We start from the raw sequence: 23,844 nt of genomic DNA, 5'->3' as shown, positions 1-23,844 counted from the left end.
CCTCAGCATCCATGCGCCAGCCTTACCAGTTCCTTACCGGATTTTGTTTTTTTCGGTAAGGGACCAGCAAGTTTTCCCCCCCGATAGTAACACCAGTGTTCAACCCAGCCGCCGCAGCGGCAGTGACGGAAACCTTTTATGAATAAAACCTTTTATACCTGGTTAGGTGGACTGGCTCTGGCCGGCTTGTTGCTTTGGCAGCTCAGCTCCGAACCACCAGCCCCTGCAGTGGAACCGACTAAATCAGCTGTATTGGCGGTCACCTCGGTGCAGCCGGAGTGGCAACAATGGGTACAACGTCTGACTGCCAGTGGCACTGTTCAGGCCTGGCAGGAGGCGGTGGTCGGCGCCGAGGTCAATGCACTGCGGCTTGCTCAGCTGTATGTTGACGTGGGCGACAAGGTGCATAAGGGCCAGCTGCTGGCGGTGTTTGCCGCTGACAGCATTCAGGCTGAGCTGCAGCAAAGCCGGGCTCAGCTGGCTGAAGCAAAAGCCAGGCTGGCGGATGCGAAGGCCGATGCAGAACGGGCCCGCTCCTTATTTAAGGGCGCAGTGGCGCTGTCCAAACAGCAAGTGCAGCGTTATCTCAATGCTGAACAACTGGCGATAGCTCAGCTGGAGGCTGCCGAGGCCCTGGTGCAGTTGCAGCAGGTGAGGCTGGCGCAAACAAAAGTACTGGCGCCTGACCATGGGGTGATTTCAGCCCGAACCGCCACTGTGGGCGCTGTGGTGACGGCCGGCGAGCAATTGTTCCGGCTGGTGCGGCAGAACCGTCTGCAATGGCAGGCCGAAGTGGCCGCTGCCGATCTGGCTGGCTTAAGCCCAGGCCAGCAGGTCTGCGTGTTTCCGGCCGGTTTGCCGCCAGTGCAGGGACGGCTGCGCACCTTGTCACCTGTGGTGGATGTTTTAAGCCGGAACGCTCTGATCTATGTCGACTTGCCGCAGGACTCCGGCTTGTCCGCCGGCATCTTTGTGCGCGGCGAATTTGCCCTTGGAACCGCACAGGTGCTGACTTTGCCGCAGCAGGCCCTGCTGCAACGGGATGGCTTTAGTTATGTGTTTTTGCTGAATCCGGATTCCACAGTGGCTTTGCATAAAGTGGAGGCAGGCCAGCGCCAGGGCGCCAGGGTGGAAATTCGTGCCGGGCTGCAGCCTGAAAGCCGGGTTGTGGCCAGTGGCGGCGCTTTTTTAACAGACGGTGATGCGGTGCAGTTGGTCGACCCGGCGATGGCGGCCGATCTGCAGGCCAGCAGTGGAGGGCAGCCATGAGCCTGAATCTGTCTGCCTGGTCTATTCGTAACCCTATTCCTGCCATTTTGCTGTTTCTGTTATTGACGCTGGCCGGCCTGGTCGGCTTCAGCCGGATGCAAGTGCAGAATTTTCCGGATGTTGAAATGCCGACTATTTGGGTCACCGCCGAGCTGCCAGGCGCGTCTGCTGTGCAGCTGGAAAATGAAGTGGCACGTCCGCTGGAAAATGCCATTTCGTCTATTCAGGGCGTATGGCATATCCAAAGCCAGCTGTCGGATGGGCAAGCCACTTTACAGGTGGAATTCCGGCTGGAAAAGCCGCTGCAGGAGGCGCTGGATCAAGTGCGGGACGCTGTTGCGCGGCAGCGTACCGATTTACCGGCTGAACTACTCGATCCTGTGGTACGCAAAGAGCAGTTTTCCGGTAGCGCCATTTTAACCTACGCCGTGCAGGCGCAGCATATGGATCAGGAACAGCTGTCCTGGTTTGTCGACCAGCAGCTGATCCGGCCGCTGCAGGCGTTAGCCGGGGTGGGGGCCGTCAACCGGCTGGGCGGCTCCGAGCGCGAGTTGCGTGTCGAGCTGCTGCCCGAACAGTTGCTGGCTTTTAATTTCAGTGCCGCTGAATTGTCGGCTCAGCTGAAGCTGGTATTGCAGGACAGTTCCGGCGGGCAGACCGATATTGGCGGCGCCCAACAAAGTGTCCGTACCTTTGCCACAGTGCAGTCGGCAAAGGAACTGGCGCAACTGGAGCTGAATTTACCGGCAGGGCAGCGGGTGCGGCTCAGTCAGATTGCCACAGTGTCGGACACAGTGCGCGAAGCCCAAAGCCAGGCATTGCTGGGTGATCAGCAGGTGGTGGGTTTTGAAATAGTGCGGGCGCTGGGGGCAGGTGAGCTGGAGGTGGCCAGTCTGGTGCAGGCCAGAGTGCAGCGTTTGCAGGCAGAGCATCCGGCGGTACAGATCCGCCAGGTGGCCGACTTAACCCAGCCTGTAGCTGAGAATTACCAAGGTTCGCTGACGTTGCTCTATGAAGGCGCGGTGCTGGCCGTGCTGGTGGTCTGGTTGTTTTTACGCAGTGGCCGGGCAACCCTGGTGGCCGCAACCGCCTTGCCGTTATCGGTGATCCCCACCTTTGCGCTGATGTATTGGCTGGGCTACAGCCTGAATACCGTCACGCTGCTGTCATTATCGCTGGTGGTTGGTGTGCTGGTTGATGACGCCATAGTTGAAATTGAAAACATTATGCGGCACCTGCGGCAGGGCAAAACCCCGTATCAGGCCGCGATGGAGGCTGCGGACGAAATTGGGCTGGCTGTGGTCGCCACCACTTTTGCGCTGGTTGCGGTCTTTCTTCCCACCGCCTTTATGGGCGGCGTGGTCGGGCGGTTTTTTGTCCAGTTTGGCTGGACGGCCGCGTTCGCCGTGCTGTTTTCCTTGCTGGTGGCGCGGCTGTTAACACCTATGCTGGCGGCTTATTGGCTGCAACCGCCGCGGGACCTCGAACGCCAGGCTGGTTGGCAACGGCGTTATCAGCAGTGGTTACTGCGCTGCCTGCATCACCGTGCTCGTACCTTGCTGGCCGCCGCCGCTTGTTTTGTCAGTAGCCTGGCCCTGCTGCCCTGGTTACCGACCGGCTTTATGCCGGCCGACGATTTGCCGCAAATTCAGGTCTCAGTCACCTTGCCGCCAGGCAGCAGCTTAGAGCAAACCTTGCAGGTCAGTGCTCAGCTGCGGGAGCTGGCCATGCAAAACCCTGAAGTTCAACAGGTATTTACGCTGGCTGGCACCTCGGTTGGCATGGATGAGGACTCAGGTATCGCCGGGCCTTTGCAGTTAAACAAAGCCAGCCTCAGCCTGCAGTTGCTGCCATCGCAGCAAAGGTCAGTGAGCAGGTTGCAGCTGGAAAGTCAGTTGCGAACGTTATTTGCGGCTGTACCCGGGGTGCGGGTCCGGGTGGGGGATGGCGAGTCGGATACCTACCAGCTGGTGCTGCAAGGTGAAGACAGTCAGCTGCTCAGCCATTTTGCCAATCAGCTGGCACAACAGCTGCGCACCCTTGATGGTATTGGCGCTGTAACGTCCAGCGCCAGCCTGACCCGGCCTGAGCTGGTGGTGCGGCCCGATTTTAGCCGGGCCGCCAGTGCTGGTGTGGTTCCTGCGGATATCGCGGCTAGCCTGAGGGTAGCGACCAGCGGCGACTATGGCCAGGAACTGGCGCGTATCTATCTGAATGAGCGCAAGGTGCCGGTTCGGGTCCGGCTAAGTGCGGCGGATCGGGCCGATCTGGGCTTGTTAAAACGCCTGCCGGTGCCCGGTTTACACGGCGCTGTGCCACTGGAAACTGTCGCATCGCTTGAGCTTGGCAGTGGCCCCGCCGACCTGACCCGCTATGACCGTCAACGCAATATCAGTCTGGATATCGAACTGAACGGCCAGTCTTTAGGCCAGGTGGAACAAGCCATTCTGGCGTTACCACTGTTACAGCAGTTGCCTGCAGGAATTCAGCTGGCCGCTGAAGGGGATGCGGAACAGATGGCGGAGCTGTTCAGCAGCTTTGGTTTGGCGATGGCCACTGGGGTGCTTTGTATCTACATAGTGCTGGTGCTGCTGTTTAAAGATTTTGTTCAGCCGGTCACTATTCTTGCCGCTCTGGTGTTGTCTGTTCCCGGCGCGGTGGCGGCGCTTTTTGTCACTCAGTCTGCCCTTTCGATGCCGTCGATGATAGGTCTCATCATGCTGATCGGTATTGCCTCGAAGAACTCCATTCTGCTGGTGGATTACATCATCCTGGCCCGTCGCAACCTGCAGTTGTCACGGCTGGACGCGTTGGTGGATGCCTGCCAGAAACGCGGACGGCCCATTGTGATGACTAGTCTGGCGATGGGCGCAGGCATGTTGCCTATCGCGCTGGGACTGGGCGCGGACGCCAGCTTTCGGGCCCCGATGGCCATAGTGGTGATTGGCGGCTTATTCACGTCGACAGTTCTGAGCCTGCTGGTGGTGCCGGTGGTGTTCACCTATGTCGATGACTTGGTGTTGTGGTTGCGCACCTGCTTTAAAACTCCGGGGAGTCCGCTATGACGTTGCTCAGTAAAACCCTGTTGGTGCTGATGTTCTGTTATGTGCTGGCGTCGGTGCTTTATGTTTACCGCTGGCGTGGTTCTGTGCGTTATGCCAGTTTCAGTCAGTATCTGCGCAAAGCCTGGCCGGTTTTTGCGCCGCTGAATTGCTTGTTGTACCTGACCACCAAAGCGCAGGCGCGCCAGCCTGTTGTGACCAGCGACGCCTTTGCCGGCACTGAATTGCTGCGCCAGCATTGGCCATTGATCCGGGAGGAAGCGCAGGCCTTGATGGATGCCGGTTTATTTGACGTCATCCGCACGCCGGGATCGGCCGGTTACTACGATTTAGGCTTTCGTACTTTCTATAAGCGGGGCTGGAGCAAATTTTACCTGAGTTGGTACGGCACCACGCATAAGTCAGCGCTGCGGTTGTGCCCAAAAACAGTGGCTTTGCTGCAACAGGTGCCCGCTGTAAGGGGCGCGATGTTTTCTCTGCTGCCACCCGGTGCCGAGCTTAGCCTGCACTCAGACCCGCTGGCCTGTTCGCTGCGTTACCATCTGGGCCTTGTCACGCCTAATTCGGCGCAGTGTCGTATTGTGGTGGATGGCCACAGCTGTAGCTGGCAAGACGGCGAAGACTTTGTGTTTGACGAAACCTATCCGCATTACGCGGTGAACAACAGCGAGCAGTACCGGCTGATCCTGATGTGCGATGTCGACAGGCCGTTGAACTGGCTGGGAAGGCAGTTCAACCGCTGCTACCTTGCCATGGCACGGCACTCGTTGGTGCCGAACCTGCCGGAAGACCAACAAGGTGCGGTCAGTGCTTTATTTGCAGCGCTCAGCCCCTGGCAACAACGGGCCCTGCAGCTGAAAGCCCGCCATCGTCGCGCCTATAAGTTGCTGAAGTGGCTGTTAAATACAACGCTGATTTTACTGCTGCTGTCGGGGCTGGTGCTGGCTTTTAAACTGCTGGATGCCTTTGTCTGGCACGGCGGCCTGGTGCTGTTGCATCAATAAACTAAAAAAGGCAGCCAATTGGCTGCCTTGGTTTTTTACTCAGGCCACTTCGGCGCGGGCCTGCAGCATCTGGAACAGCTCGTCTTTCAGAAACAGCCGTTGTTTTTTCTGATGGTCCAGGTAGTCGTCGCTGGTGGTTTCAACGCCTTGTTCAATGCGGTGAATTTCGTGATCCAGTTCGTGATAACGCTGAAACAGCACGGCAAAATGGTTGTCGGACAACTTCAGTTGGTGGATCTGATCGCGAAACTCTGGGAATTCATGCACTAAATCGTGTTTTTCTGACATAGACTGGCTCCTTTAAGCGCAATGCTGGCAGTACAAAGTAAGGGGTAAAGCTTGCAGCCGGGGTGCGGCGATCGACTGACCGCAGCGGCTGCACAGGCCATAACGACCGGCGTCAAACCGGTCCAACGCCGCTTCGGCGGCATAAAGTTCGGCTGCCAGCTGAGTTTCCAGTTGTTGCAGCACTTCATCATTTTCCCGCTCAGCAGCCTGATCGGGGCCGTCTTTGCTGTGGCTTTGACGGAAATCCTGCTGCAGCTTGTGCAAACGTTGTTGTAACTCTTGCTGCAACAGTTGCAATTGCTCACGTTGAATCAGCATCACACTCTCCTCGGCTTGATACTGTTATCCTAGTCGCCGGGGCCAGGCGACAGCTTGATCCAAAACAACAAAAGAGTGCTGTCTGCAGGCAGCATTCAGAAGGACTGCAATGATTGGTTTAGGCGATCTGAATGCCCGCTTTCGGGTTTATGTGCAAAACCGGCCGCCGCTGCCGCAGTATCAGCAGTTATGGCAACTGCAAGCACTGCAAGCGGGTGAGATCGATCAGATTTACCGCGACTGCGGCAATGGCTGGCGCAAGCTGTTTAATGTGTATGCCAAGCTACTGTTTGAGCTGGGGCCCGCCTTTGGTTTTGCGCAACAAGCGCCAAGCTGGCAGCAGTACCGTGACCAGCGGTTGCTGCAACAAGGTTCGGGCACCGCGCTGCTATTTAGCCCGCCTGATCTGGCCGCCACTGATTGCATTCATCTGATTGCCGGGCGTAGCTGCGCCAAAGACTGGTTGGCGCAGGGCATGCTGGACAGTCAGTTGCATTGGCTGAATGAGGAGTTTGCGATTGACCCGGCCAACCGGCTGCTGGTGACACCTTATTTTGATTACCGCCAACTGAGCAATGAGAAAATTACCCGGGCTGTTGCGTTGCTGCAGCAGTTGCAGCCTCGCTTGTCTGTCTGACATTGCTGCTCTAAGCTGGCAGCTGGTTTTAAGGAGTATGCTGATGAATCGCAGAGGTTTTTTAATTGGTTTGGCCGCAGTGCCGGTGATTACTGGCGCTGGCGTCAGTGTGGCGGCCAGCCGTTATACACCAGACTACGAACCTTTGCTGGCCAGGTTGCTGGCGCTGCAGGGCAAAACCCTGCAAAGCAGTGGCAGCTGGAACCCAAGCCAGATTTTTCAGCATTTAGCCCAAAGTGTGCAGGGTTCGCTAGAAGGCTTTCCTGAACATAAAGCAGCCTGGTTCAGCCACACAGTTGGCCCTTTAGCGCTGCAGGTGTTTAAAGCCGCGGGAGCCATGCAGCACCCGCTGGATCAGCCAATCCCAGGCATGGCCGCACTGGACCCGGCACTCTCTGTCGATTACGCGCTGGGCCACTTGGTGGCTACGCTGCAAAACTTTAACGAAGCCACCGGGTTACAGCCGCATTTTGCCTACGGCAACCTGTCCAAAGCCGACTACTTAGCCGCCCACCAGCTGCATATTGAACAGCATTTAAGCCAGATTTCAGTCGTTGCTTAAGCCTTTTGCACTTAATTGCCTCACTAAATGAGGCAATTAAGTTTGCTATTTGCCTCATTTAGTGAGTAGATTAGAGGGTCTATTTGCCTCAGGGAGCCATTATGTGGGTATGGCAACAGCCCGACTGGCCGGGGAACCAGCCTGATACAGCACAGCCTTTTCGTTACAACAGCCTTGAATTAGCACCGCTGTTGCGTGAATTGCATTTTTTGCAGGGCCTGTTGCTGGGCAAAACCGGCGCGACTGAAAACCCGCAGCTGGCCCTCGACACCTTATTGGCCAATATCCTCACCTCCAGCGCTATTGAAGGTGAGCGGCTGAACCATAGTTTGGTACGCTCTTCGTTGGCCCGAAAACTCGGCATCGCAGAACCTGAAAATGCACCGACAACCCTTTCCAGCGCTATTGAAGGTGAGCGGCTGAACCATAGTTTGGTACGCTCTTCGTTGGCCCGAAAACTCGGCATCGCAGAACCTGAAAATGCACCGACAACCCTTCAATCCGAAGGTCTGGCGGCCATGTTGTATGACGCCATTGGTAACTGGGCGGACCCTTTGTCGTTGGAACGACTGCTGCAATGGCATGCCTGGTTGTTTCCTCCCGTGGAGTCACTCACCAATAAGGTGGTGGGTGGGCAATTGCGCGGTGGCGAGCCGATGCAGGTGGTTTCCGGCCGGATCGAAAAACCTAAGGTGCATTTTGAAGCGCCGCCACGCTCTGTTCTGGAAGCTCAGTTGCAGCAATTTATCGGCTGGTTTAACCAATCGGCCGGCCAGACAGAGCTGGACCCATTACTTCGGGCCGGCATTGCCCATTTCTGGTTTATCACCCTGCACCCGATGGAAGATGGCAACGGCCGTTTAGCCCGGCTGCTGACCGATCTTGCCTTGGCACAGGCTGAGCACCAGTCCATCCGCTGTTACGCCATGTCGGTCGCCATATTGCAAAAACGCAGCAGTTATTACGACATTCTGGAGCAAAGCCAAAAGGGCGACACCGACATTACAGCCTGGTTGCTTTGGTTCCTCGAAACCCTGAAAAGTAGCCTGCAACAGGCATTGGCCGACATAGACCTGACGCTGCAAAAAACCAGATTCTGGCAGCGTGCCGACCAGTCCCAACTAAGCAAAGAACAAGTGAAAGTACTGAATCGCCTGCTGGACGGTGATTTTGCCGACGGCATAAGCAGCAGCCAGTACGAAAAAGTCGCCAAAGTAAGCCGCGCCACCGCCACCCGTCATCTCGCCCAGCTGGTCACGCTGGGGTATATGGTAAAGACGGATGCAGGGGGGAGGAGTACGAGATATAAGGTTGCCGCAGAGGCGAAAACATAAATAGCCTTCGACTCCGTTTAAGGTTCTTTAGCTATAAACAATTGGTCACTCCAGTTCTGTTAAACCATATTCTTCGGCATAAAATTCCACGGCCTCGTTTGCTGGGCGGTCACCAAAGCGCAGTTGCCATTCTGCACAGCTGAGTCCAGTATCTAAAACTGAAATCGAATATGTGGCGAGTAATAACTCATTTACTTCCTGCATATAAATGATGTCGTAATCACTCATGCTTACTCCTCTGGCGAACTGACATTATTAATAAATACAGGCACTTTAAAATTTATGTGACTTATAGTCCATAGAATTATAAGTCACATCGGTTGACCATGATCCAATAGTTGCGCCAGAGAATGGATCATGAGTCAGGACGCCTTTTTGCAATTTGGAGCACGAGTTCGGGAGCTAAGACTTGCGCGAGAACTGAGCCAAGATCGTTTGGCCGAGCTCACAGAATTAGACCGCACCTACATTAGTGGTATTGAACGTGGCAAACGTAATCCCAGCCTGAAAAACATCCTAAAAATTGCTCACGCCTTACAGGTTGAACCAAGTTCACTTTTCCTGACGCCTGTGGTTCAGGGGGCTGCATGAGAGCGATGTATCAAGCTTCCTTTCGTGATTTTTTGCTTGGTAATGAGGGGGATGTTTTTGGTCAGTTACTGCCAGCTCATACACAAGATGTCACTCACAGCCAAACGGAAGCTTGGCGGTATGAAATAAGCTTGATGCGCCGAGTTGTCAGCCAACTACCAGAACAAGGTTTACTCTGTTTTGAGTTCGTTATCCCTCGTATGGGAAAACGGGCGGACTGTGTTTTAGTAGTAGCTGGACTGGTGTTTGTCATTGAATTTAAAGTCGGCGCGGATAAATTTGCTTATGCCGATCGCGTTCAAGCATCGGGCTATGCCTTTGATCTCAAACACTTCCATGCAGGAAGTCACGACAAAAAGATCGTGCCTATATTAGTTTGTTCAAAAGCTACTCATGTTGAAGCTGACGCAGAATTTAATGCTGAAGGCGTTTCGGCTCTGATTTGTACTAATGGTGATTTCCTACTGCAGGTGATCCAAACACAGATCTCCCATTCTGGAGGCTTGCATTTTGATCCGGTGCGTTGGATTCACTCCCCTTATAAGCCGACACCGACCATTATTGAGGCAGCTCAAGCGCTATACGCAAACCACAATGTTGAGGCTATTGCTCGTTCTGAAGCTAGTGGCGACAATATCGCAGTAACTAGTGTACGTCTGCTTGAAATTATCCATACGGCTAAAACGGAACAGCAAAAGGTTATTTGTTTTGTAACAGGTGTGCCGGGAGCAGGGAAAACGTTAGTTGGGCTAAATATTGCGACTCAACACTCAAAAAAAGAAGATGAGGAGTATTCTGTTTTTTTGAGTGGAAACGGGCCTTTGGTTGCTGTTTTACAGGAGGCGCTTGCGCGTGATTTAAGCTCAGATCCATTATCAACATGCACTAAACAAGAGGCTCGTCAAACAACGCAGGCGTTCATTCAAAATATTCATCGATTTCGGGATGAAAGCCTGCAAAATACAATGCCACCAGCCGAACACGTCGCCATTTTTGATGAAGCCCAAAGAGCTTGGGATTTAGTGCAGACAGCAAACTTTATGCAAAGAAAGCGCGGGATTCAGGACTTTAAGCAGTCTGAGCCTGAGTTTCTGATGTCGGTAATGGATAGACATCAAGACTGGGCAGTGATTATTGCACTAATTGGCGGTGGACAAGAAATCAATACCGGTGAAGCTGGGCTTGCTGGTTGGTTTGATGCTGTTAAGCGCTCGTATTCAGATTGGCAGGTTTACTGTTCTCCAAATTTATTTCATGGGCAGTACCTTCGTGGAGATATTGCTCGATTCCAAGTTGAGCGTTATTTAAAAGAACCCTCGTTGCATTTGGCAACTTCGATGCGCTCTTTCAGGGCAGAAAACTTAGCTGATTTTATTCATTTTTTGATAGCTGGGGACTGCCGAGCTGCTCATGCTATTTACCAAAAGTTTCAGCATGTTTTTCCAATCAAGTTCACTCGTGCACTTTCAGTCGCAAAACGCTGGGTTAAAGAAAAAACAGTAGCCAATCGTCGATGTGGTTTATTGGCATCTTCGAATGCATTGCGTTTGAAGGCGGACGGCATCTTTGTAAAAAATACCATTGAGCCTGAGCATTGGTTTTTAGCCAATGGTGACGACATACGTTCCAGCAATTACCTTGAAGATGTTGCAACAGAGTTTGACGTTCAGGGCTTAGAGCTGGACTGGGCGGTAGTTGCGTGGGATGCGGATTTTCGTTGGGTGGGAAATCGATTTGATCATTGGCGATTTACTGGCTCCAGCTGGCAACGTAGACGGAAATCGGAACAGCAACAATATCTAGAAAATGCTTATCGGGTACTTTTGACGCGAGCTCGGGAAGGAATGGTGATTTACGTTCCGCTTGGAGCGGAAGACGACCACACTCGTCATCCTGATTTTTATCAGAAAACTGCGGATTACTTAAAAGACTGTGGAATTGAAGAGATCGTCTGAAATAAGTTGTTGAAGCCTCAAACAAAAAGGCCGTAATCTTTCGAGTTACGGCCTTTTCTTGAGTAGGACCCTTTGCCCTTTTTCGCTTTTACCACCCGGGTGGTAAAGAGTTTACTGGTGACGACTGCTTTAAGGGCGTTGTCGGTGATGGTGCCGCGTTCGTGCTGGTGTGGCTGCAGCGGCTGTTGCTGTTTGGCCATAATGCCTCCTTGGTTGAAACTGCGCGCAGTGTAAAGGTTGTTGGTTTTTTCGGCAACTTAGGTTTTGTAAGCAAATAAAAGTGTCATTGTTCCGTTGATTGGCCCGTTTGCGCCCAAAGGCGGGTTAAAGTGCAGGCGCAGGCAGCAGTGAGAGGGCCGCCGGATTTTTGTGTTCAGTTACTTTAAATGACGCCTCGGATCCTGGCGGCGGTGTAATACGCGAATAATCTCAATACGGTTGAACGCAATGCGATAAAACAAGGTGTGGCTTTCGACAGGCAAACTGCGAATGTTAGCTAAAAGTTCTGTGCGTTCCCTGCCAATCAAAGGCTGGAGAGTGATGGTCCAGAGCTGATTTTTGATCTGTTGCAGGTAACTTTCGGATTGCTTCTGTCCCCATTGGCGTAAGCCATACGGGTAAATTTCTTTCAGGTCGGCTTTGGCTGCTGGCGCAAGAACCAGCTGGTACGCAGCCATTAGGGTCAGGCCTGTATATCGTCAAACAGTGCATCCAGTGCAGCTTTTGACTCAAGCACTATGCCTTCGCCTCTATCTAATTGGTCTATTCCCGATTTTAACTGCTCTCTTAGCCGGGCCAGTTTGATTTCGTGGATCCAGTCTTCATGGGTATCCATAAAACGCAGCGCTTCACGAATGACTTCGCTGGCATTGTTGTATAAGCCACTTTCTACCTTGGCTTTTACCCGGGATTCAAGTTCAGGGGTTAATGAAATATGCATACTGGCCTCCAAAGCTGCCTGTCTTAAGGCTAGAATTTGATACAAAGATTGTCAATGATTGTATTGGTTGGGCTGGAGAGCAGCGAAAATGTGGGTGGGGTAAACCCCACCCCTACGGGTAGATCAGCAGCAGGTTAAGCCAGCAATGGCTTTAAGTATTTGCCGGTGTAAGATTGTTCGCAGGCGGCCACTTGTTCTGGCGTGCCGGTGATCAGAATTTCACCGCCACCGCTGCCGCCTTCCGGGCCTAAATCGATAATCCAGTCTGCGGTTTTAATCACATCCAGGTTATGTTCGATCACCACAATGGTGTTGCCGTGGTCACGCAGCTTATGCAGCACGTTCAGCAGCTGCTGAATGTCGTAGAAATGCAGGCCTGTGGTCGGTTCGTCCAGAATGTACAGCGTCTGGCCTGTGTCGCGTTTACTCAGCTCTTTCGCCAGTTTCACCCGCTGCGCTTCACCGCCCGACAAGGTGGTGGCTGACTGGCCGAGTTTGATGTAGCTCAGGCCCACGTCCATCAGGGTTTGCAGTTTGCGTGACACCGCCGGAATGCTGTCGAAAAATTCGCGGGCGTCTTCCACCGTCATTTCCAGCACTTCGTGAATGCTCTTGTGTTTGTACTTCACGTCCAGCGTTTCGCGGTTGTAGCGTTTGCCTTTACAGACGTCGCAAGGTACGTACACATCGGGCAGGAAGTGCATTTCTACCTTGATCACGCCGTCGCCCTGACAGGCTTCACAACGGCCGCCTTTGACGTTAAAGCTGAAACGGCCTGGCTGGTAACCACGGGACCGGGCTTCCTGAGTACCGGCAAATAAATCGCGAATGGCAGTGAAGATGCCGGTGTAAGTGGCCGGGTTGGAGCGTGGCGTGCGGCCAATGGGGCTTTGGTCGATGTCGACGCATTTATCGAAATGCTCAAAACCTTCTACGGCTTTGTGTGGCGCTGGTTCGTCACCGGCTTCGCCGCCGTTCAGCACTTTGTGTGCCACCCGGAATAAAGTGTCGTTGATCAGAGTCGATTTGCCTGAACCGGACACCCCTGTCACGCAGGTCAGCACGCCAAAGGGAATTTCTACCGTCACGTTTTTCAGGTTATTGCCGCTCGCGCCAACAATTTTCAGGCCTTTACCGGCTTTGCCCTGGTGGCGGGTGGCTGGCACTTCAATTTTACGTACGCCCGAAAGGTACTGGCCGGTCAGCGAATCTTTGCTGGCCATAATGTCTTTGAGTGTGCCCTGGGCAACAATTTCGCCGCCATGCACACCGGCACCCGGGCCTATGTCGATAATATGGTCGGCCGCGCGCACGGCGTCTTCGTCATGCTCCACCACTATCACTGTGTTGCCCAAATCACGCAGGTGGTTCAGGGTGGCCAGCAGCCGGTCGTTGTCGCGCTGGTGCAAACCAATAGACGGCTCGTCCAGTACATACATCACGCCGACTAAACCGGCACCGATTTGGCTGGCTAAACGAATACGCTGGGCTTCACCGCCCGACAGGGTTTCGGCGCTGCGCGACAGGTTCAGGTAATTCAGCCCCACGTTGACTAAAAACATCAGCCGGTCCTGAATTTCTTTCAGCACTTTTTCCGCAATTTTGGCGCGTTGGCCGGTCAGTTGCAGCTGTTTAAAGAAGTTCAGGCAGTCGCCAATCGACAGCTCGACTACAGTGGGCAAATTGGTTTGGCCAATAAACACATGGCGGGCTTCTTCGCGCAGCCGCGAGCCATGGCAGCTTGGGCAGGCTTGCGACGCTAAATACTTGGATAATTCTTCCCGCACCGCCATCGATTCGGTTTCGTGATAACGCCGTTCCATGTTGGGCAAAATGCCTTCGAACGGGTGTTTGCGTTTAATAATGTCGCCGCGGTCGTTCAGGTAATTAAATTCAATTTCGGTTTTGCCGGTGCCGTTTAAAATCACCAACTGGTGGTCTTTTTTCAGACTGCTGAAGGGGACGTCCAGCTTAAAACCGTAATGATCAGCCAGCGATTTCAGCATTTGGTAGTAATAGAAGTTGCGCTTGTCCCAGCCACGAATAGCGCCGCCTTCCAGGCTCAGCTCGTCGCTGACAATGACTTTACCGGCTTCAAAATACTGCTTCACGCCCAGGCCGTCACAGCTTTGACAAGCACCAGCCGGGTTGTTAAAGGAGAACAGCCGTGGCTCCAGCTCGGCCATTGAATAACCGCACGTAGGGCAGGCGAAGTTGGCAGAGAACACCAGCTCTTCAGCGTTTGGGTCGTCCATCGACGCCACTTTGGCAATACCACCCGACAGCTCCAGTGCGGTTTCGAAACTTTCGGCCAGCCGCTGCTTAATGTCGTCGCGCACTTTAATCCGGTCGACCACCACTTCAATGGTGTGCTTTTTATGCAGCTCCAATTTTGGCGGGTCCGACAAATCACAAATTTCGCCATTAATGCGGGCGCGAATGTAGCCCTGAGCCGCTAAGGTCTCCAGGGTCTTGACGTGTTCGCCTTTGCGTTCCTGCACCACGGGGGCCAGCACCATCAGCTTGGTACCTTCCGGGAAGGACACTACCTTGTCGACCATTTCGGTAATGGTCTGGGCCGCCAGCGGTAAGTCGTGCGTTGGGCAGCGCGGTTCACCCACCCGGGCAAACAGCAAACGCAGGTAGTCGTAAATCTCGGTAATGGTGCCTACCGTAGAACGCGGGTTATGCGAGGTGGATTTTTGTTCAATAGAAATAGCCGGGGACAAGCCTTCAATATGGTCGACGTCAGGTTTTTCCATCAGGCTGAGGAACTGACGGGCATAGGCCGACAGCGATTCCACGTAACGGCGTTGCCCCTCGGCGTAAAGGGTATCAAAAGCCAGAGACGACTTGCCCGAGCCGGACAGGCCGGTGATCACCACCAGTTTGTCGCGCGGAATTTGCAGCGAGATATTTTTCAGGTTGTGGGTGCGGGCACCGCGGATATCAATTTTATCCATCGCTAGTCTCTTGGCTGAGGTGAAGTACAGAAACTGATGCACAGTATGGCTGCGTGGCCTGACTGGATCAGTCTGGTCAGAAAAAAAGCCTGAATACTGTATATAAATACAATTGTTTCAGCAAGCTGGTCGGGCTGGATTTGTGCCTGTGCAGGATAAAAAGAAAACCGCGCAGCCGGGGCTACGCGGTTTTGTTGCTGGAGCAATTCCAGTGGTTAGTGCTTAGAACACACCGCGTACGCTCAGGGCATAACGGCGGTCTGTGGTGAAGCTCAGTGCCTGAGTACGGTCACCTTGCTGGTTCATCTGGTACTGGGTTTTGGTTTCGGTGTTCAGCAGGTTGCTGCCTTCAATACCCACTTTCCAGTTGTCGCTGATGCTGTAGTAGAAGCTGGCGTCCATCATGCCAGAGGCTTCAGCATAAGCCGGTACATACTCTTCCGACTCCCGCAGCGTTAGCAGGTACTCAGAGCGCCAGGTGTACGCCAGACGGAATGACACTTTGTCGTACTCGTACATACCAACAATGTTCATGTTCTGGTCGGAATAACCTTGCAGCGGCAGACCACTGAAGACCCGGAAGGTATTGCGGTTGTCCGATAAACGGTTGCCGTTTTCGTCGAAGCCCAAAGTGCCGCGTGATACTTCGTTCGGATCTTCCAAGCCGCTTTGGTCGATGTAGGTGTAGTTAAACTGCAAACCTAAACCGCGCCATAAGCCCGGCAGCATGTCGTAGAACTGCGAGTAGGAAAACTCGGCGCCGCGCAGGGTGCCTGAACCTGTATTGGCCGGGCCATAGGCAGACACGTCGTAGGTTTCACCGTCGTAGGTGACGTCCATATCAAAAGCGCGGTTGCGGATAATGTTGTCCAGCTTTTTATGGAACAGGCCCACAGTAATAAAACCAGCTGGGGCAAAGTACCATTCAGTGGTCAGGTCGGCGTTGATCGACTCTTCCGGCTCCAGGTAGGGGTTACCGGCCAGCGCGGAAATTTCGATGTCATCCAGCCCCACCACAGGGTTGTTGGTTTCGTCCTGGTCCATCCCCGGCGTTTGTAAAATGCGGGTGTAGTCTAAATCCAGCAGGCTGATATTACGGGCGTCCACCAGGCTTGGGTAATACAGTCCTTTGGACGCGCCAAAACGCAGTACCACGTCTTCCGACATTTCGAAGCTCAGGTTCAGGCTGGGCAGCACTGTGCTGTAGTCGGTGCCGTCTACTGTGCTGAGCTGAGATTCGCCGTTGGCCAGGTCGTAATAGCGTTTGTATTGCGGCTGCTGCATCACAGTATTTAATGAGGTGCCCGGTTCACCACGTTTAGTGGTTAGTGGCTGCACAAAGGCGCCGGTCGACTGCAGTTGGTAATTCACATAACGCAGGCCGACGTTACCCACCAGCGGGAACTGCTGGTTAGGCAGCTCAAAGTCGCCACGTAGGTAGACTTCGGTGCGTTTTTCGTTGGACGAGCTGATGTTATGTGCCGCAAATGGCCCTTCCACCCGGTTTGGTTTGTCGGTGTATGGCACATAAGTTCCGGTACAAACGCCGCCATTGGCCGCACTTAAAGTGGCATTATGCCAGCCGTCGGCACAACCCTGACGTAAAGAGTCCGCGTAGTTGCGCACTAAATCCATGCGCGGGAACAGGAAGTTATTCACGTTGCCCTGCAGCACTTTGCCATTATAGAAGTTAGCGAAGTCCACCCGTTCGAACAGCTCAGGCCGGTTGACGGCAGCTGCTGCATTGCGGTCATTCATGTCCCATGGCGTACCAATGGCAGACCAGCCTTCATAGGCGGTGTCGCGCACTGTCAGGTCTTTGTCTGAGTAATAAATACCGGATCTGACGCTGGAAAACACACCATCCAACTGGTAACTGACATCAAACTTAAAGCTGTCGGCTTTGGCGGTGTTGTGTTCTTCCTGCTCCATACCACTGCCCAGGAACAGGTTAGGCACAGGGCCGTTCCAGTCGTTATTGGGTGACCAGCCTGGGGTCAGAATGTTGTCGCTTAAGAACTCAATGGTCGGGCGTTCGCCACGCATATCCAGGTAATAAGGCGACACGGCATGCACATGGTTACCGCGAGTCTGGCCAGACATGCTGTAGTTATGCACGGTTTTTTCCGAGTCGATATGCTGGTAATCGAATTCCAGTTTTAAGCGGTCGCTGGCTTTAATCGCCAGGTTAAAGGAGCTGTCTTCCACCGTATTTTCGTTGTAGTTCCAGCGGCTGCGGTAGAAAAATGGTGTTTCCGGGCTGACGCCCAAAGCGACACCAGAAGTGACATAGCCGTTTTCTACCGTCAGTGGGCGGCCGGTGGCGGAATCGTCACGCCAGTTTTGTGACGAGCCCATAAAACCTTTAAAGCCCTGGGCTGCCTGACCAATCTGGCGTTCGTTCCATTCCAGCGACGCGTTCGACCGGATGTGCTCCAGTGTCGCGACTACGGTATCGTCTTTATTGGCCCATTGCAGGGCTCCGGTAATACCGTTACGTTTGCGGTCATTGTCGGCGGTGCTCATATGGATAGCCACCGGCACATGCCAGACAGTCCCGGCCGGTTGACCTGGCAGCGCCGGGCCATCGACTGGTGAATCCGGGTCTACCCCGGTAATACCACCCCATTGGTCCAGCGTGGGAACAAAGGAGTCGCCGCGGGAATGGAAGTTCCCTAAGCCCACCCCGTCACCGCGGGTGCGGTATTCAGAACGGGAACCGGCCAGTAACAGCCCAAAGCGGCCTGAGTTCACTTCCCATTGGTCCGAATACAGCGCGTTAAAAGACGGCGTGGTGTCTTCGCGGAAATCGCCATAGTTGGCTTTGGCGCCAAAGGCAATTAAGCGTTTTTCTGAGTCAAAGGGTTTGCGGGTGATCAGGTTAACGGTGCCGGCAATACCGCCCGAGGTCAGGTCGGCAGTCTGGTTTTTCACCACTTCCACCGCGCCTAATAATTCAGCCGGGAAATCTTCGTAGCTCAGGCCACCCCAAGGGTTGGCGCTAAAGGCGTCGCGGCCGTTCACTTCAGAACGCACCCGGTCCAGGCCGCGCACCAGCACGCCAGTACCTTCGTCAGCGTAGTGTTTCGGGTCGTCAGACGAAGCGAAACGTTCGATGGTGACGCCCGGCACCCGTTGCAGAGCTTCGGTAACTGACTTATCCGGCAGCGCCCCAATGTCAGTGGCGGTGATCACGTCTTTGACGGTGTCGGCATAACGCTTCAGATCCTGCGCCGACATAATGCTGCCGCGAATGCCTTTTACTTCAATAACTTCCATCTGTTCACCTTTTTCTTTGTTGGTGACAGCGTTGTCATTTTCAGGCAAATTTTGTGCGCCGGCAAACAGTGGGCACAGCCCCAATAAAGAGGCGGAAATAGCCAGGCTGAGCCTGGTTTTTTGCATACGGTGTTTGTTGCTATAGCTGAGTAATTCAGACATGGTTTTTAGTCTCGTTTCTTGTTGTGTCCCATTCTGCTTTGCCGGCAGCGCAACTACAGACAAAGCGGATTCATGTTGCTGTTGTTTATCCTGGTGAAACCCGACATCACTACCAAATAAGTCAAGCTCTGATGTTACTTTGTACCATGATGGCGAATATGTAAACATTATTTGGTGAAAAAACAGCTCTTTATAATTAATTGTTATATTTGGTGACTTTTTTATTTCACATGATTAATGTTACCCAGTAACACATGGCATTCGGCGCTGTGGCTGCCCGCGCAGCTGTGCTAGAATCGCCGCCTCGTTGGTGGGCCTGAAACTCCGAGTTCAGGCCCTGAAATCCCGTCTGTCCTTTGAGATTTTGTGCTGATGCAACATTTAACCGCTGTCGAGCGGCGTGCCGCGATTTCGCTGGCGCTGGTTTTTGCCTTCAGGATGTTAGGTTTATTTATGCTGATCCCGGTGTTTGCCATTTTTGGCCAAGACCTGATTGGCTTTTCACCTTTATGGATAGGGTTAGCTATTGGTGCTTATGGCCTGACCCAGGCTGTACTGCAAATTCCTATGGGCTGGGCGTCTGACCGCTTTGGCCGTAAGCCGGTGATGTTCACTGGTTTAGCCCTGTTTGTGCTGGGCTCAGTGGTCGCGGCTCTGTCCGACTCGGTGTACGGCGTGACAGCTGGCCGGGTGTTGCAGGGCATGGGCGCTATTTCCGGTGCTGTGCTGGCACTGGCATCAGATGTCACCCGCGAAGAACAAAGACCAAAAGTGATGGCGGTGATCGGCATGACCATAGGCCTGTCGTTTGCGGTGGCCATGGTGGCGGGCCCGGCCATTGCGGCGGCCGCAGGCTTAAGTGGTATTTTCTGGTTTACCGCTGGTATAGCCCTGTGCGGAATTCTGCTGGTGTGGAAAGTGGTGCCGGAAGCTGCCCATAAAGTCGCTGGTGCTGAAACCCTGGCCACACCGGGTAAAATTGCTGCGCTGTTCAGCCACCCACAATTGCTGCGGCTGAACTTTGGTGTGTTGGTGCTACATATGCTGCTGACCGCCATCTTTGTGGTGTTGCCGCCGTTGTTGGAACAGCAGCAGTTTTTGTCAGCCTCGCACTGGCAGCTTTATTTACCGGTGATCCTGTTGGCCTTTGTGGCTATGGTGCCGCTAATGATCGTCGCCAGCCGCAAACAGCAGGAAAAAAGCTTCCTTTTACTGGCGGTCAGTCTGCTTATTGTTAGTTTTGTGTTAATTTTAAGCAATCAGCAGTTGTGGTGCATCGCGCTGGCGCTGTTGTTGTTTTTTACCGGCTTCAACTACCTGGAAGCCAGTATGCCAGCCTTGTTGTCGCGTATTGCGCCTGCCGGTTTAAAAGGCACGGCCATGGGCACTTATGCCAGTGCGCAATTTTTTGGTGCCTTTTTAGGCGGTCTTTTCGGTGGCTGGATTTCCGGTGAGCTGGGTAGTGAAAGCCTGTTTGTTTTCCTCGCGCTGATTGGTTTAATATGGCTGGTCTGTGCCAGTAGCATGACAGTGCCAGAGCGTTCGCAACGCTTATCCCTGCCCGTGAATGTGGCCAATCAGGCCGCTGCCGATGCGTTGGCGGCGCGCTTATGTCACCTGCCTGGAGTGCAGGAAGCCACCGTGCTGGTGGCAGAACAACGCTGTTATCTGAAAGTGGGTCAGCAGAATTTTAATCTGGCCGAGGCACAGTCTTTGGTTGCCGGCGGCAGCCGCGAAAGTTGAGGAGAAAGTCGCATGGCTCGTGGAATTAATAAAGTAATCCTGATTGGTAACCTGGGTACTGATCCGGAAGTCCGTTATATGCCAACAGGTGGCGCAGTCGCCAATTTAACTGTTGCAACGTCAGAAAGCTGGACGGACAAAGCAACGAATGAACGCAAAGAACAAACTGAATGGCACCGCGTGGTGATTTATCAGCGTCTGGCAGAAATTGCCGGTGAATATCTGCGTAAAGGCAGTAAGGTTTACCTGGAAGGTCGGCTGAAAACGCGTAAATGGCAGGATAAAGACGGTGTCGAGCGTTACACCACAGAAATTATTGCCAGCGATTTGCAGATGTTAGATGGCCGTGGTGAAGGCCAGGGTGCCAGCATGGGCGGCGGCCAGATGGGTGGCGCTAACCAGGGGGGTGGTCAGGGCGGTTTCCAACAAAACCAGGCACCACAACAGCGCATGCCACAGCAACAGGCTCCGGCTCAAAGTGGTTTCCAGCCACAGCAGCAACCACAAAACCAGGGTTACCAGCAGCGTCCGGCACAAAACAACTTTAACCAGCAGAGCAACAACTTTGGTGGTCAGCAAGGCGGTTTTAACCAGAATGCACCGCAGCAACGTGCGCCGATGGAACCACCAATCGACTTTGATGACGATATTCCGTTCTGACCCGGAATTTTATAATTATATAACGTAAGAGCATAATATTTAACAAGGGTAAGTAGACAAATCAGTTACTTACCCTTTGTTTTTTCCTGTCAAAAATATAACGGATCAATTCGTTAACAACTGCCGTTCACACACCTTTTATTTTATAACGTATAAATCTTGTGGAGCTCATTCCGTAAAAACCATCAAAATACGCCGCAGTATAATAAAAGTGATGAAGCGCATATGAGCGAATGCCCTCAGGTATTTTTTCGTGGCGCCGAGCCGTTCATTTCGACGTGATGATGAAAGTTGAGATCCGTTTTCAAACCAAAATCTCGCTGTCCGTATTGAGTGTCGTATTTGAAAACGGATGTGGCGGGCAGGGCAAAAACTAGATTGCTTTCGTTTCTTGCTGATTTACATTTAGTCGGTGTGACCGCAATACGAGCAATGTAATACCTGCCAGTACGCCACCTGCAGCCATTGCCGTAACGACACCAAGATTGTCCACCAACAGGCCACCCCCCAATGCGCCGATACCAATCGACACTTGAGCGCTGCAAACAAAGACTGCGCCCATAGTCTCAGGCTGCGTTGGAGCAAGAGAAAATAGCCAACTTTGCATCACCATCGGCAGCAACCCAAATCCCAGTCCCCAAAGGAGTATCAGGACGAACACTACACTGCTGACCGCAAGTTGGAGCGAGGGTAGAGCCGCAAGTATTAGCATTGGGGCAGCCATCAAGATCAATGTTACTGCCATGGCAGTCTGTATGCCTTTATTGATCAGTGTCGCCCCTAGGCCATTTCCTATAAAACCGGCAACACCGAACACTAAGAGCGCAAGGCTGAGCATCTGTGAATTCAGGCCAATCAGTCCGTCCAGATAGGGCGCAACATAGGTATAGGCTGCAAACTGACCACTGAAGACCAATAAAACAGCAAGCAGACCTAGCCGTGGACTGGGTTCATTCATCAGTTTGAATAGCGCTGCAGCTCCAGTCTGGGTTTGGCTCGGCAAGGAAGGTAGCAACCGGTAAAGTGCCAGAGCCACCAGCATTGAAGTTACAGCCGCAACTTCAAATACTACCCGCCAGCCAAGCCAATCGCCGAGTAGGGTACCAGCAGGCACTCCCGCTACTGTGCCAAGGGACACGCCCGAGAAGATCAGCGCTGTTGCTCTGGCTCCCTGCGCAGGTCGGAGCCGGAACCCTAGGGTCCCAGCAATGGTCCAGAAGCTGCCAACGGCAAGTCCCAGCATAACTCGTCCAACCAGTAGTATCCAAAATGTGTCTGCTACCGAGACCAAAGCGTTAGAGATCGCCAGCAAACCCAAGAGACCAACCAGCAAAAAACGACGATCAAGCCGAGCAGCCCATTGCAAGGTTAACGGGGCTGCCAGTGCGGCCAAAAAGCCTGGTAGCGTAACCATCAGACCCGCTTGACCTTCCGTGATGGCCAGATCCGCTGCAATGTTAGGTAACAGTCCAACAGGTAAGAATTCAGTTGTCACCAGAGCAAAGGCACCTACGCCCACAGTGGCGACTGCTGGCCAGGTGCTCTCTAATGGCGTTTTATCAGATATGTGCATAAATTCCTCAATGAATCAGGCCGGCAGTGCCGGCCTGTGGATCAACCAAATTTCACCAGATCTAAGGCAGGTAAGGGGCCACCCGGAAACTGGGCCAGCCGACCTTGTTCAGTGCCACCCAAATCAATGCCCGCAAAACCGAGTTGAGCAATCAGTTTGGCAACAACCGCTTTGGCCGCGGTGTTTTCGCCGGAGTAAAACATGACCCGTTTGCCACCTTTCGCACTGGGTTGTGCCAGTAAGGCTGGTGGCAAATGATTAAACGCTTTTACGACCCTCGCCCCCGGTACAAGAGAGGCAACCACAGCACTGGATGCCTGCCCCTGCAAATCGACCGCTTTAAAGGCCGGGGCTTCAATGGGATTGTTGGTATCGACCACAATTCGTCCATCCCAGGGGCCAAGCCCCTGGACTGCGGAGGGTATTTTTGACCAGTTGACGGCCAGGAATACCAGGTCAGCCTTGGCTGCTTCGCTCGCGGACACCGCCTTTGCGGTTGGACCTAACTCCTCCACTAAAGCTGCCAGCGAAGCAGGACCTCTGCTGTTGGCAATTGCAAACGGGATCCCGGCCTGAGCCAGCAGGTGAGCAATGGCACTGCCAATACTTCCTGCGCCAATAATGCTGATTGTGTTCATCATAAGCTCCTTATGCGGTAAAACCGCCATCGACTAACAGTTCAGCTCCGGTCACGAAAGCGGCTTCGTCACTGGCAAGGAAGGTGACAGCACTTGCGATGTCTGCACCCTGACCATAACGTCCGACCGCGATGTTTGGCCGAACGAAGTCTGCGACTGCACCGTCGGCAGGGTTCATGTCGCTGTCGGTTGGGCCCGGGTGGACGGTATTCACAGTGATGCCTCTTGGGCCCAGATCACGGACCAGGCCTCTACTGAAACCGGCAACGGCCCCTTTGGTCAGGGTATAAGCGGAAGCGGTGCCGAAAGCCGCATACTGCACCATAGAGCTGCCGATATGGATGATACGGCCACCGGTTCCCATGTGTTTCAAGGCTTCCTGAGTGGCAACAAAGACGCCGGTCACATTGACGGCCAGAATGCGTTCAAAGTCAGTGAAGGCAATCTGCTCTGGCTGACCCAAAACACTAATCCCGGCGTTATTCACCAGAATATCGACTTTGCCGAAGCTGGCTGCCACTTGGTTTACGGCTTGGCGCACCGCTTCTGGATTGCCGGCATCGGCCTGGATAGCCAGTGCTTTACCGCCGGCCGCCTGAATTTCCGAGACCAGTGCTTCGGCTTTTTCAGGAGAGGCATTGTAAGTAAATGCCACAGTGGCGCCTTCAGCGGCCAAGCGACGCACAATGGCTGCGCCTATTGAACGTGAACCACCGGTAACGATGGCGATTTTGTTTTGCAGTTTAGTGGTTGCAGACATGATGTTTTCCTCAAGTGATGTTGTCAGTGCAGTGTCACTATAGAAAACTGAATCCACCTCCAGTAGCCGGTAATCAATGGAATTAATTTCAAGTTAAACTTGAAGA

At 53.5% G+C, this 23,844-nt stretch carries 21 protein-coding genes; 10 read left to right on the top strand and 11 right to left on the bottom strand.

Annotation, left to right across the window (positions count from 1 at the left end; translation table 11 throughout):
- The first annotated feature begins 138 nt into the window (after positions 1-138).
- From ACFO3I_RS02875 to ACFO3I_RS02865, 3 genes are read left to right on the top strand one after another with little or no spacing between them, the layout of a single operon-like run.
- Positions 139-1,269: an efflux RND transporter periplasmic adaptor subunit gene (locus ACFO3I_RS02875; protein WP_377331588.1), complete on the top strand. Its 1,131-nt coding sequence runs from the start codon at positions 139-141 to the stop codon at positions 1,267-1,269.
- Complete coding sequence (locus ACFO3I_RS02870; RefSeq protein ID WP_377331586.1) at positions 1,266-4,334, top strand: efflux RND transporter permease subunit; 3,069 nt, start codon at positions 1,266-1,268, stop codon at positions 4,332-4,334. The genes ACFO3I_RS02875 and ACFO3I_RS02870 overlap by 4 nt, the downstream gene beginning before the upstream one ends.
- The gene (locus tag ACFO3I_RS02865; RefSeq protein ID WP_377331585.1) at positions 4,331-5,335 is read left to right on the top strand and encodes an aspartyl/asparaginyl beta-hydroxylase domain-containing protein; all 1,005 of its coding nucleotides are present in this window, start codon (positions 4,331-4,333) and stop codon (positions 5,333-5,335) included. Before ACFO3I_RS02870 ends, ACFO3I_RS02865 begins: the two co-directional genes overlap by 4 nt.
- A 39-nt stretch (positions 5,336-5,374) precedes the next feature.
- On the opposite strand, the gene ACFO3I_RS02860 is transcribed toward ACFO3I_RS02865, so the two are convergent.
- Both ACFO3I_RS02860 and ACFO3I_RS02855 read right to left on the bottom strand, forming a co-directional pair.
- Complete coding sequence (locus tag ACFO3I_RS02860) at positions 5,375-5,623, bottom strand: YdcH family protein (protein ID WP_377331583.1); 249 nt, start codon at positions 5,621-5,623, stop codon at positions 5,375-5,377.
- Between the two features lie 12 nt (positions 5,624-5,635).
- Positions 5,636-5,941, bottom strand: a complete 306-nt coding sequence (locus tag ACFO3I_RS02855; RefSeq protein WP_337881174.1) for a TraR/DksA C4-type zinc finger protein — start codon at positions 5,939-5,941, stop codon at positions 5,636-5,638.
- A gap of 109 nt (positions 5,942-6,050) precedes the next feature.
- On the opposite strand from ACFO3I_RS02855, the gene ACFO3I_RS02850 reads away from it, so the two are divergent.
- From ACFO3I_RS02850 to ACFO3I_RS02840, 3 genes are all read left to right on the top strand, one after another.
- Positions 6,051-6,578 (top strand): DUF6942 family protein, encoded by a 528-nt coding sequence (locus ACFO3I_RS02850; protein ID WP_377331582.1) that lies wholly within the window; start codon positions 6,051-6,053, stop codon positions 6,576-6,578.
- A 43-nt stretch (positions 6,579-6,621) separates the two neighbouring features.
- Positions 6,622-7,140 (top strand): DUF1569 domain-containing protein, encoded by a 519-nt coding sequence (locus ACFO3I_RS02845; RefSeq protein WP_377331580.1) that lies wholly within the window; start codon positions 6,622-6,624, stop codon positions 7,138-7,140.
- Positions 7,141-7,241: 101 nt separating this feature from the next.
- Positions 7,242-8,474, top strand: coding sequence for a Fic family protein (locus ACFO3I_RS02840; protein ID WP_377331578.1), 1,233 nt, complete (start codon positions 7,242-7,244; stop codon positions 8,472-8,474).
- A 45-nt stretch (positions 8,475-8,519) separates the two neighbouring features.
- Here ACFO3I_RS02840 and ACFO3I_RS02835 read toward each other — a convergent pair whose 3' ends face one another.
- On the bottom strand, positions 8,520-8,702 hold the full coding sequence (locus tag ACFO3I_RS02835; RefSeq protein ID WP_377331576.1) for a hypothetical protein: 183 nt from the start codon (positions 8,700-8,702) through the stop codon (positions 8,520-8,522).
- Positions 8,703-8,831: 129 nt separating this feature from the next.
- On the opposite strand from ACFO3I_RS02835, the gene ACFO3I_RS02830 reads away from it, so the two are divergent.
- Both ACFO3I_RS02830 and ACFO3I_RS02825 read left to right on the top strand, forming a co-directional pair.
- Entirely contained in the window at positions 8,832-9,065 is a 234-nt protein-coding gene (locus ACFO3I_RS02830) for a helix-turn-helix domain-containing protein (RefSeq protein WP_377331574.1), read from the top strand.
- Positions 9,062-11,020 (top strand): DUF2075 domain-containing protein, encoded by a 1,959-nt coding sequence (locus ACFO3I_RS02825; protein WP_377331573.1) that lies wholly within the window; start codon positions 9,062-9,064, stop codon positions 11,018-11,020. Before ACFO3I_RS02830 ends, ACFO3I_RS02825 begins: the two co-directional genes overlap by 4 nt.
- 17 nt (positions 11,021-11,037) lie before the next feature.
- On the opposite strand, the gene ACFO3I_RS02820 is transcribed toward ACFO3I_RS02825, so the two are convergent.
- From ACFO3I_RS02820 to ACFO3I_RS02800, 5 genes are all read right to left on the bottom strand, one after another.
- Entirely contained in the window at positions 11,038-11,220 is a 183-nt protein-coding gene (locus tag ACFO3I_RS02820; protein ID WP_377331571.1) for a ribosome alternative rescue factor ArfA, read from the bottom strand.
- Positions 11,221-11,397: 177 nt separating this feature from the next.
- Positions 11,398-11,697: a type II toxin-antitoxin system RelE/ParE family toxin gene (locus ACFO3I_RS02815; protein WP_377331569.1), complete on the bottom strand. Its 300-nt coding sequence runs from the start codon at positions 11,695-11,697 to the stop codon at positions 11,398-11,400.
- Between the two features lie 5 nt (positions 11,698-11,702).
- Positions 11,703-11,960 (bottom strand): type II toxin-antitoxin system ParD family antitoxin, encoded by a 258-nt coding sequence (locus tag ACFO3I_RS02810; RefSeq protein ID WP_337842482.1) that lies wholly within the window; start codon positions 11,958-11,960, stop codon positions 11,703-11,705.
- Positions 11,961-12,094: 134 nt separating this feature from the next.
- Positions 12,095-14,923: an excinuclease ABC subunit UvrA gene (gene uvrA, locus ACFO3I_RS02805; RefSeq protein ID WP_377331568.1), complete on the bottom strand. Its 2,829-nt coding sequence runs from the start codon at positions 14,921-14,923 to the stop codon at positions 12,095-12,097.
- Between the two features lie 222 nt (positions 14,924-15,145).
- A complete protein-coding gene (locus tag ACFO3I_RS02800; protein WP_377331567.1) occupies positions 15,146-18,364 on the bottom strand; it encodes a TonB-dependent receptor in 3,219 nt (1,072 codons plus the stop codon).
- A gap of 372 nt (positions 18,365-18,736) precedes the next feature.
- On the opposite strand from ACFO3I_RS02800, the gene ACFO3I_RS02795 reads away from it, so the two are divergent.
- Both ACFO3I_RS02795 and ssb read left to right on the top strand, forming a co-directional pair.
- Positions 18,737-20,107: an MFS transporter gene (locus tag ACFO3I_RS02795; RefSeq protein WP_377331565.1), complete on the top strand. Its 1,371-nt coding sequence runs from the start codon at positions 18,737-18,739 to the stop codon at positions 20,105-20,107.
- 12 nt (positions 20,108-20,119) lie between these two features.
- Entirely contained in the window at positions 20,120-20,767 is a 648-nt protein-coding gene (gene ssb, locus ACFO3I_RS02790; protein ID WP_377331564.1) for a single-stranded DNA-binding protein, read from the top strand.
- Between the two features lie 373 nt (positions 20,768-21,140).
- Here the strand turns inward: ssb and ACFO3I_RS02785 are convergent, their stop codons facing one another.
- The 3 genes from ACFO3I_RS02785 to ACFO3I_RS02775 are packed head-to-tail and all read right to left on the bottom strand — an operon-like array spanning position 21,141 to position 23,738.
- Positions 21,141-22,340 (bottom strand): MFS transporter, encoded by a 1,200-nt coding sequence (locus ACFO3I_RS02785; RefSeq protein WP_377331562.1) that lies wholly within the window; start codon positions 22,338-22,340, stop codon positions 21,141-21,143.
- Positions 22,341-22,381: 41 nt separating this feature from the next.
- Positions 22,382-22,978, bottom strand: coding sequence for an NADPH-dependent F420 reductase (locus ACFO3I_RS02780; protein ID WP_377331560.1), 597 nt, complete (start codon positions 22,976-22,978; stop codon positions 22,382-22,384).
- Between the two features lie 10 nt (positions 22,979-22,988).
- Positions 22,989-23,738 (bottom strand): 3-oxoacyl-ACP reductase family protein, encoded by a 750-nt coding sequence (locus tag ACFO3I_RS02775; protein WP_377331558.1) that lies wholly within the window; start codon positions 23,736-23,738, stop codon positions 22,989-22,991.
- Positions 23,739-23,844 lie beyond the last annotated feature (106 nt).

The organism is Rheinheimera marina, from assembly GCF_042654345.1.
Taxonomy (GTDB): Bacteria; Pseudomonadota; Gammaproteobacteria; order Enterobacterales; family Alteromonadaceae; genus Pararheinheimera; species Pararheinheimera marina.
The sequence above is the reverse complement of the archived record's forward strand: the minus strand, read 5'-3'. Positions and strand labels throughout refer to the sequence as shown.

What these genes read in the sequence shown, in the direction of transcription:
- ACFO3I_RS02875 (WP_377331588.1), top strand. Translation starts at nt 139, where the DNA reads ATGAATAAAACCTTTTATACCTGGTTAGGTGGACTGGCTCTGGCCGGC.
- ACFO3I_RS02870 (WP_377331586.1), top strand. Translation starts at nt 1,266, where the DNA reads ATGAGCCTGAATCTGTCTGCCTGGTCTATTCGTAACCCTATTCCTGCC.
- ACFO3I_RS02865 (WP_377331585.1), top strand. Translation starts at nt 4,331, where the DNA reads ATGACGTTGCTCAGTAAAACCCTGTTGGTGCTGATGTTCTGTTATGTG.
- ACFO3I_RS02860 (WP_377331583.1), bottom strand. Translation starts at nt 5,623, where the DNA reads ATGTCAGAAAAACACGATTTAGTGCATGAATTCCCAGAGTTTCGCGAT.
- ACFO3I_RS02855 (WP_337881174.1), bottom strand. Translation starts at nt 5,941, where the DNA reads ATGCTGATTCAACGTGAGCAATTGCAACTGTTGCAGCAAGAGTTACAA.
- ACFO3I_RS02850 (WP_377331582.1), top strand. Translation starts at nt 6,051, where the DNA reads ATGATTGGTTTAGGCGATCTGAATGCCCGCTTTCGGGTTTATGTGCAA.
- ACFO3I_RS02845 (WP_377331580.1), top strand. Translation starts at nt 6,622, where the DNA reads ATGAATCGCAGAGGTTTTTTAATTGGTTTGGCCGCAGTGCCGGTGATT.
- ACFO3I_RS02840 (WP_377331578.1), top strand. Translation starts at nt 7,242, where the DNA reads ATGTGGGTATGGCAACAGCCCGACTGGCCGGGGAACCAGCCTGATACA.
- ACFO3I_RS02835 (WP_377331576.1), bottom strand. Translation starts at nt 8,702, where the DNA reads ATGAGTGATTACGACATCATTTATATGCAGGAAGTAAATGAGTTATTA.
- ACFO3I_RS02830 (WP_377331574.1), top strand. Translation starts at nt 8,832, where the DNA reads ATGAGTCAGGACGCCTTTTTGCAATTTGGAGCACGAGTTCGGGAGCTA.
- ACFO3I_RS02825 (WP_377331573.1), top strand. Translation starts at nt 9,062, where the DNA reads ATGAGAGCGATGTATCAAGCTTCCTTTCGTGATTTTTTGCTTGGTAAT.
- ACFO3I_RS02820 (WP_377331571.1), bottom strand. Translation starts at nt 11,220, where the DNA reads ATGGCCAAACAGCAACAGCCGCTGCAGCCACACCAGCACGAACGCGGC.
- ACFO3I_RS02815 (WP_377331569.1), bottom strand. Translation starts at nt 11,697, where the DNA reads ATGGCTGCGTACCAGCTGGTTCTTGCGCCAGCAGCCAAAGCCGACCTG.
- ACFO3I_RS02810 (WP_337842482.1), bottom strand. Translation starts at nt 11,960, where the DNA reads ATGCATATTTCATTAACCCCTGAACTTGAATCCCGGGTAAAAGCCAAG.
- uvrA (WP_377331568.1), bottom strand. Translation starts at nt 14,923, where the DNA reads ATGGATAAAATTGATATCCGCGGTGCCCGCACCCACAACCTGAAAAAT.
- ACFO3I_RS02800 (WP_377331567.1), bottom strand. Translation starts at nt 18,364, where the DNA reads ATGTCTGAATTACTCAGCTATAGCAACAAACACCGTATGCAAAAAACC.
- ACFO3I_RS02795 (WP_377331565.1), top strand. Translation starts at nt 18,737, where the DNA reads ATGCAACATTTAACCGCTGTCGAGCGGCGTGCCGCGATTTCGCTGGCG.
- ssb (WP_377331564.1), top strand. Translation starts at nt 20,120, where the DNA reads ATGGCTCGTGGAATTAATAAAGTAATCCTGATTGGTAACCTGGGTACT.
- ACFO3I_RS02785 (WP_377331562.1), bottom strand. Translation starts at nt 22,340, where the DNA reads ATGCACATATCTGATAAAACGCCATTAGAGAGCACCTGGCCAGCAGTC.
- ACFO3I_RS02780 (WP_377331560.1), bottom strand. Translation starts at nt 22,978, where the DNA reads ATGAACACAATCAGCATTATTGGCGCAGGAAGTATTGGCAGTGCCATT.
- ACFO3I_RS02775 (WP_377331558.1), bottom strand. Translation starts at nt 23,738, where the DNA reads ATGTCTGCAACCACTAAACTGCAAAACAAAATCGCCATCGTTACCGGT.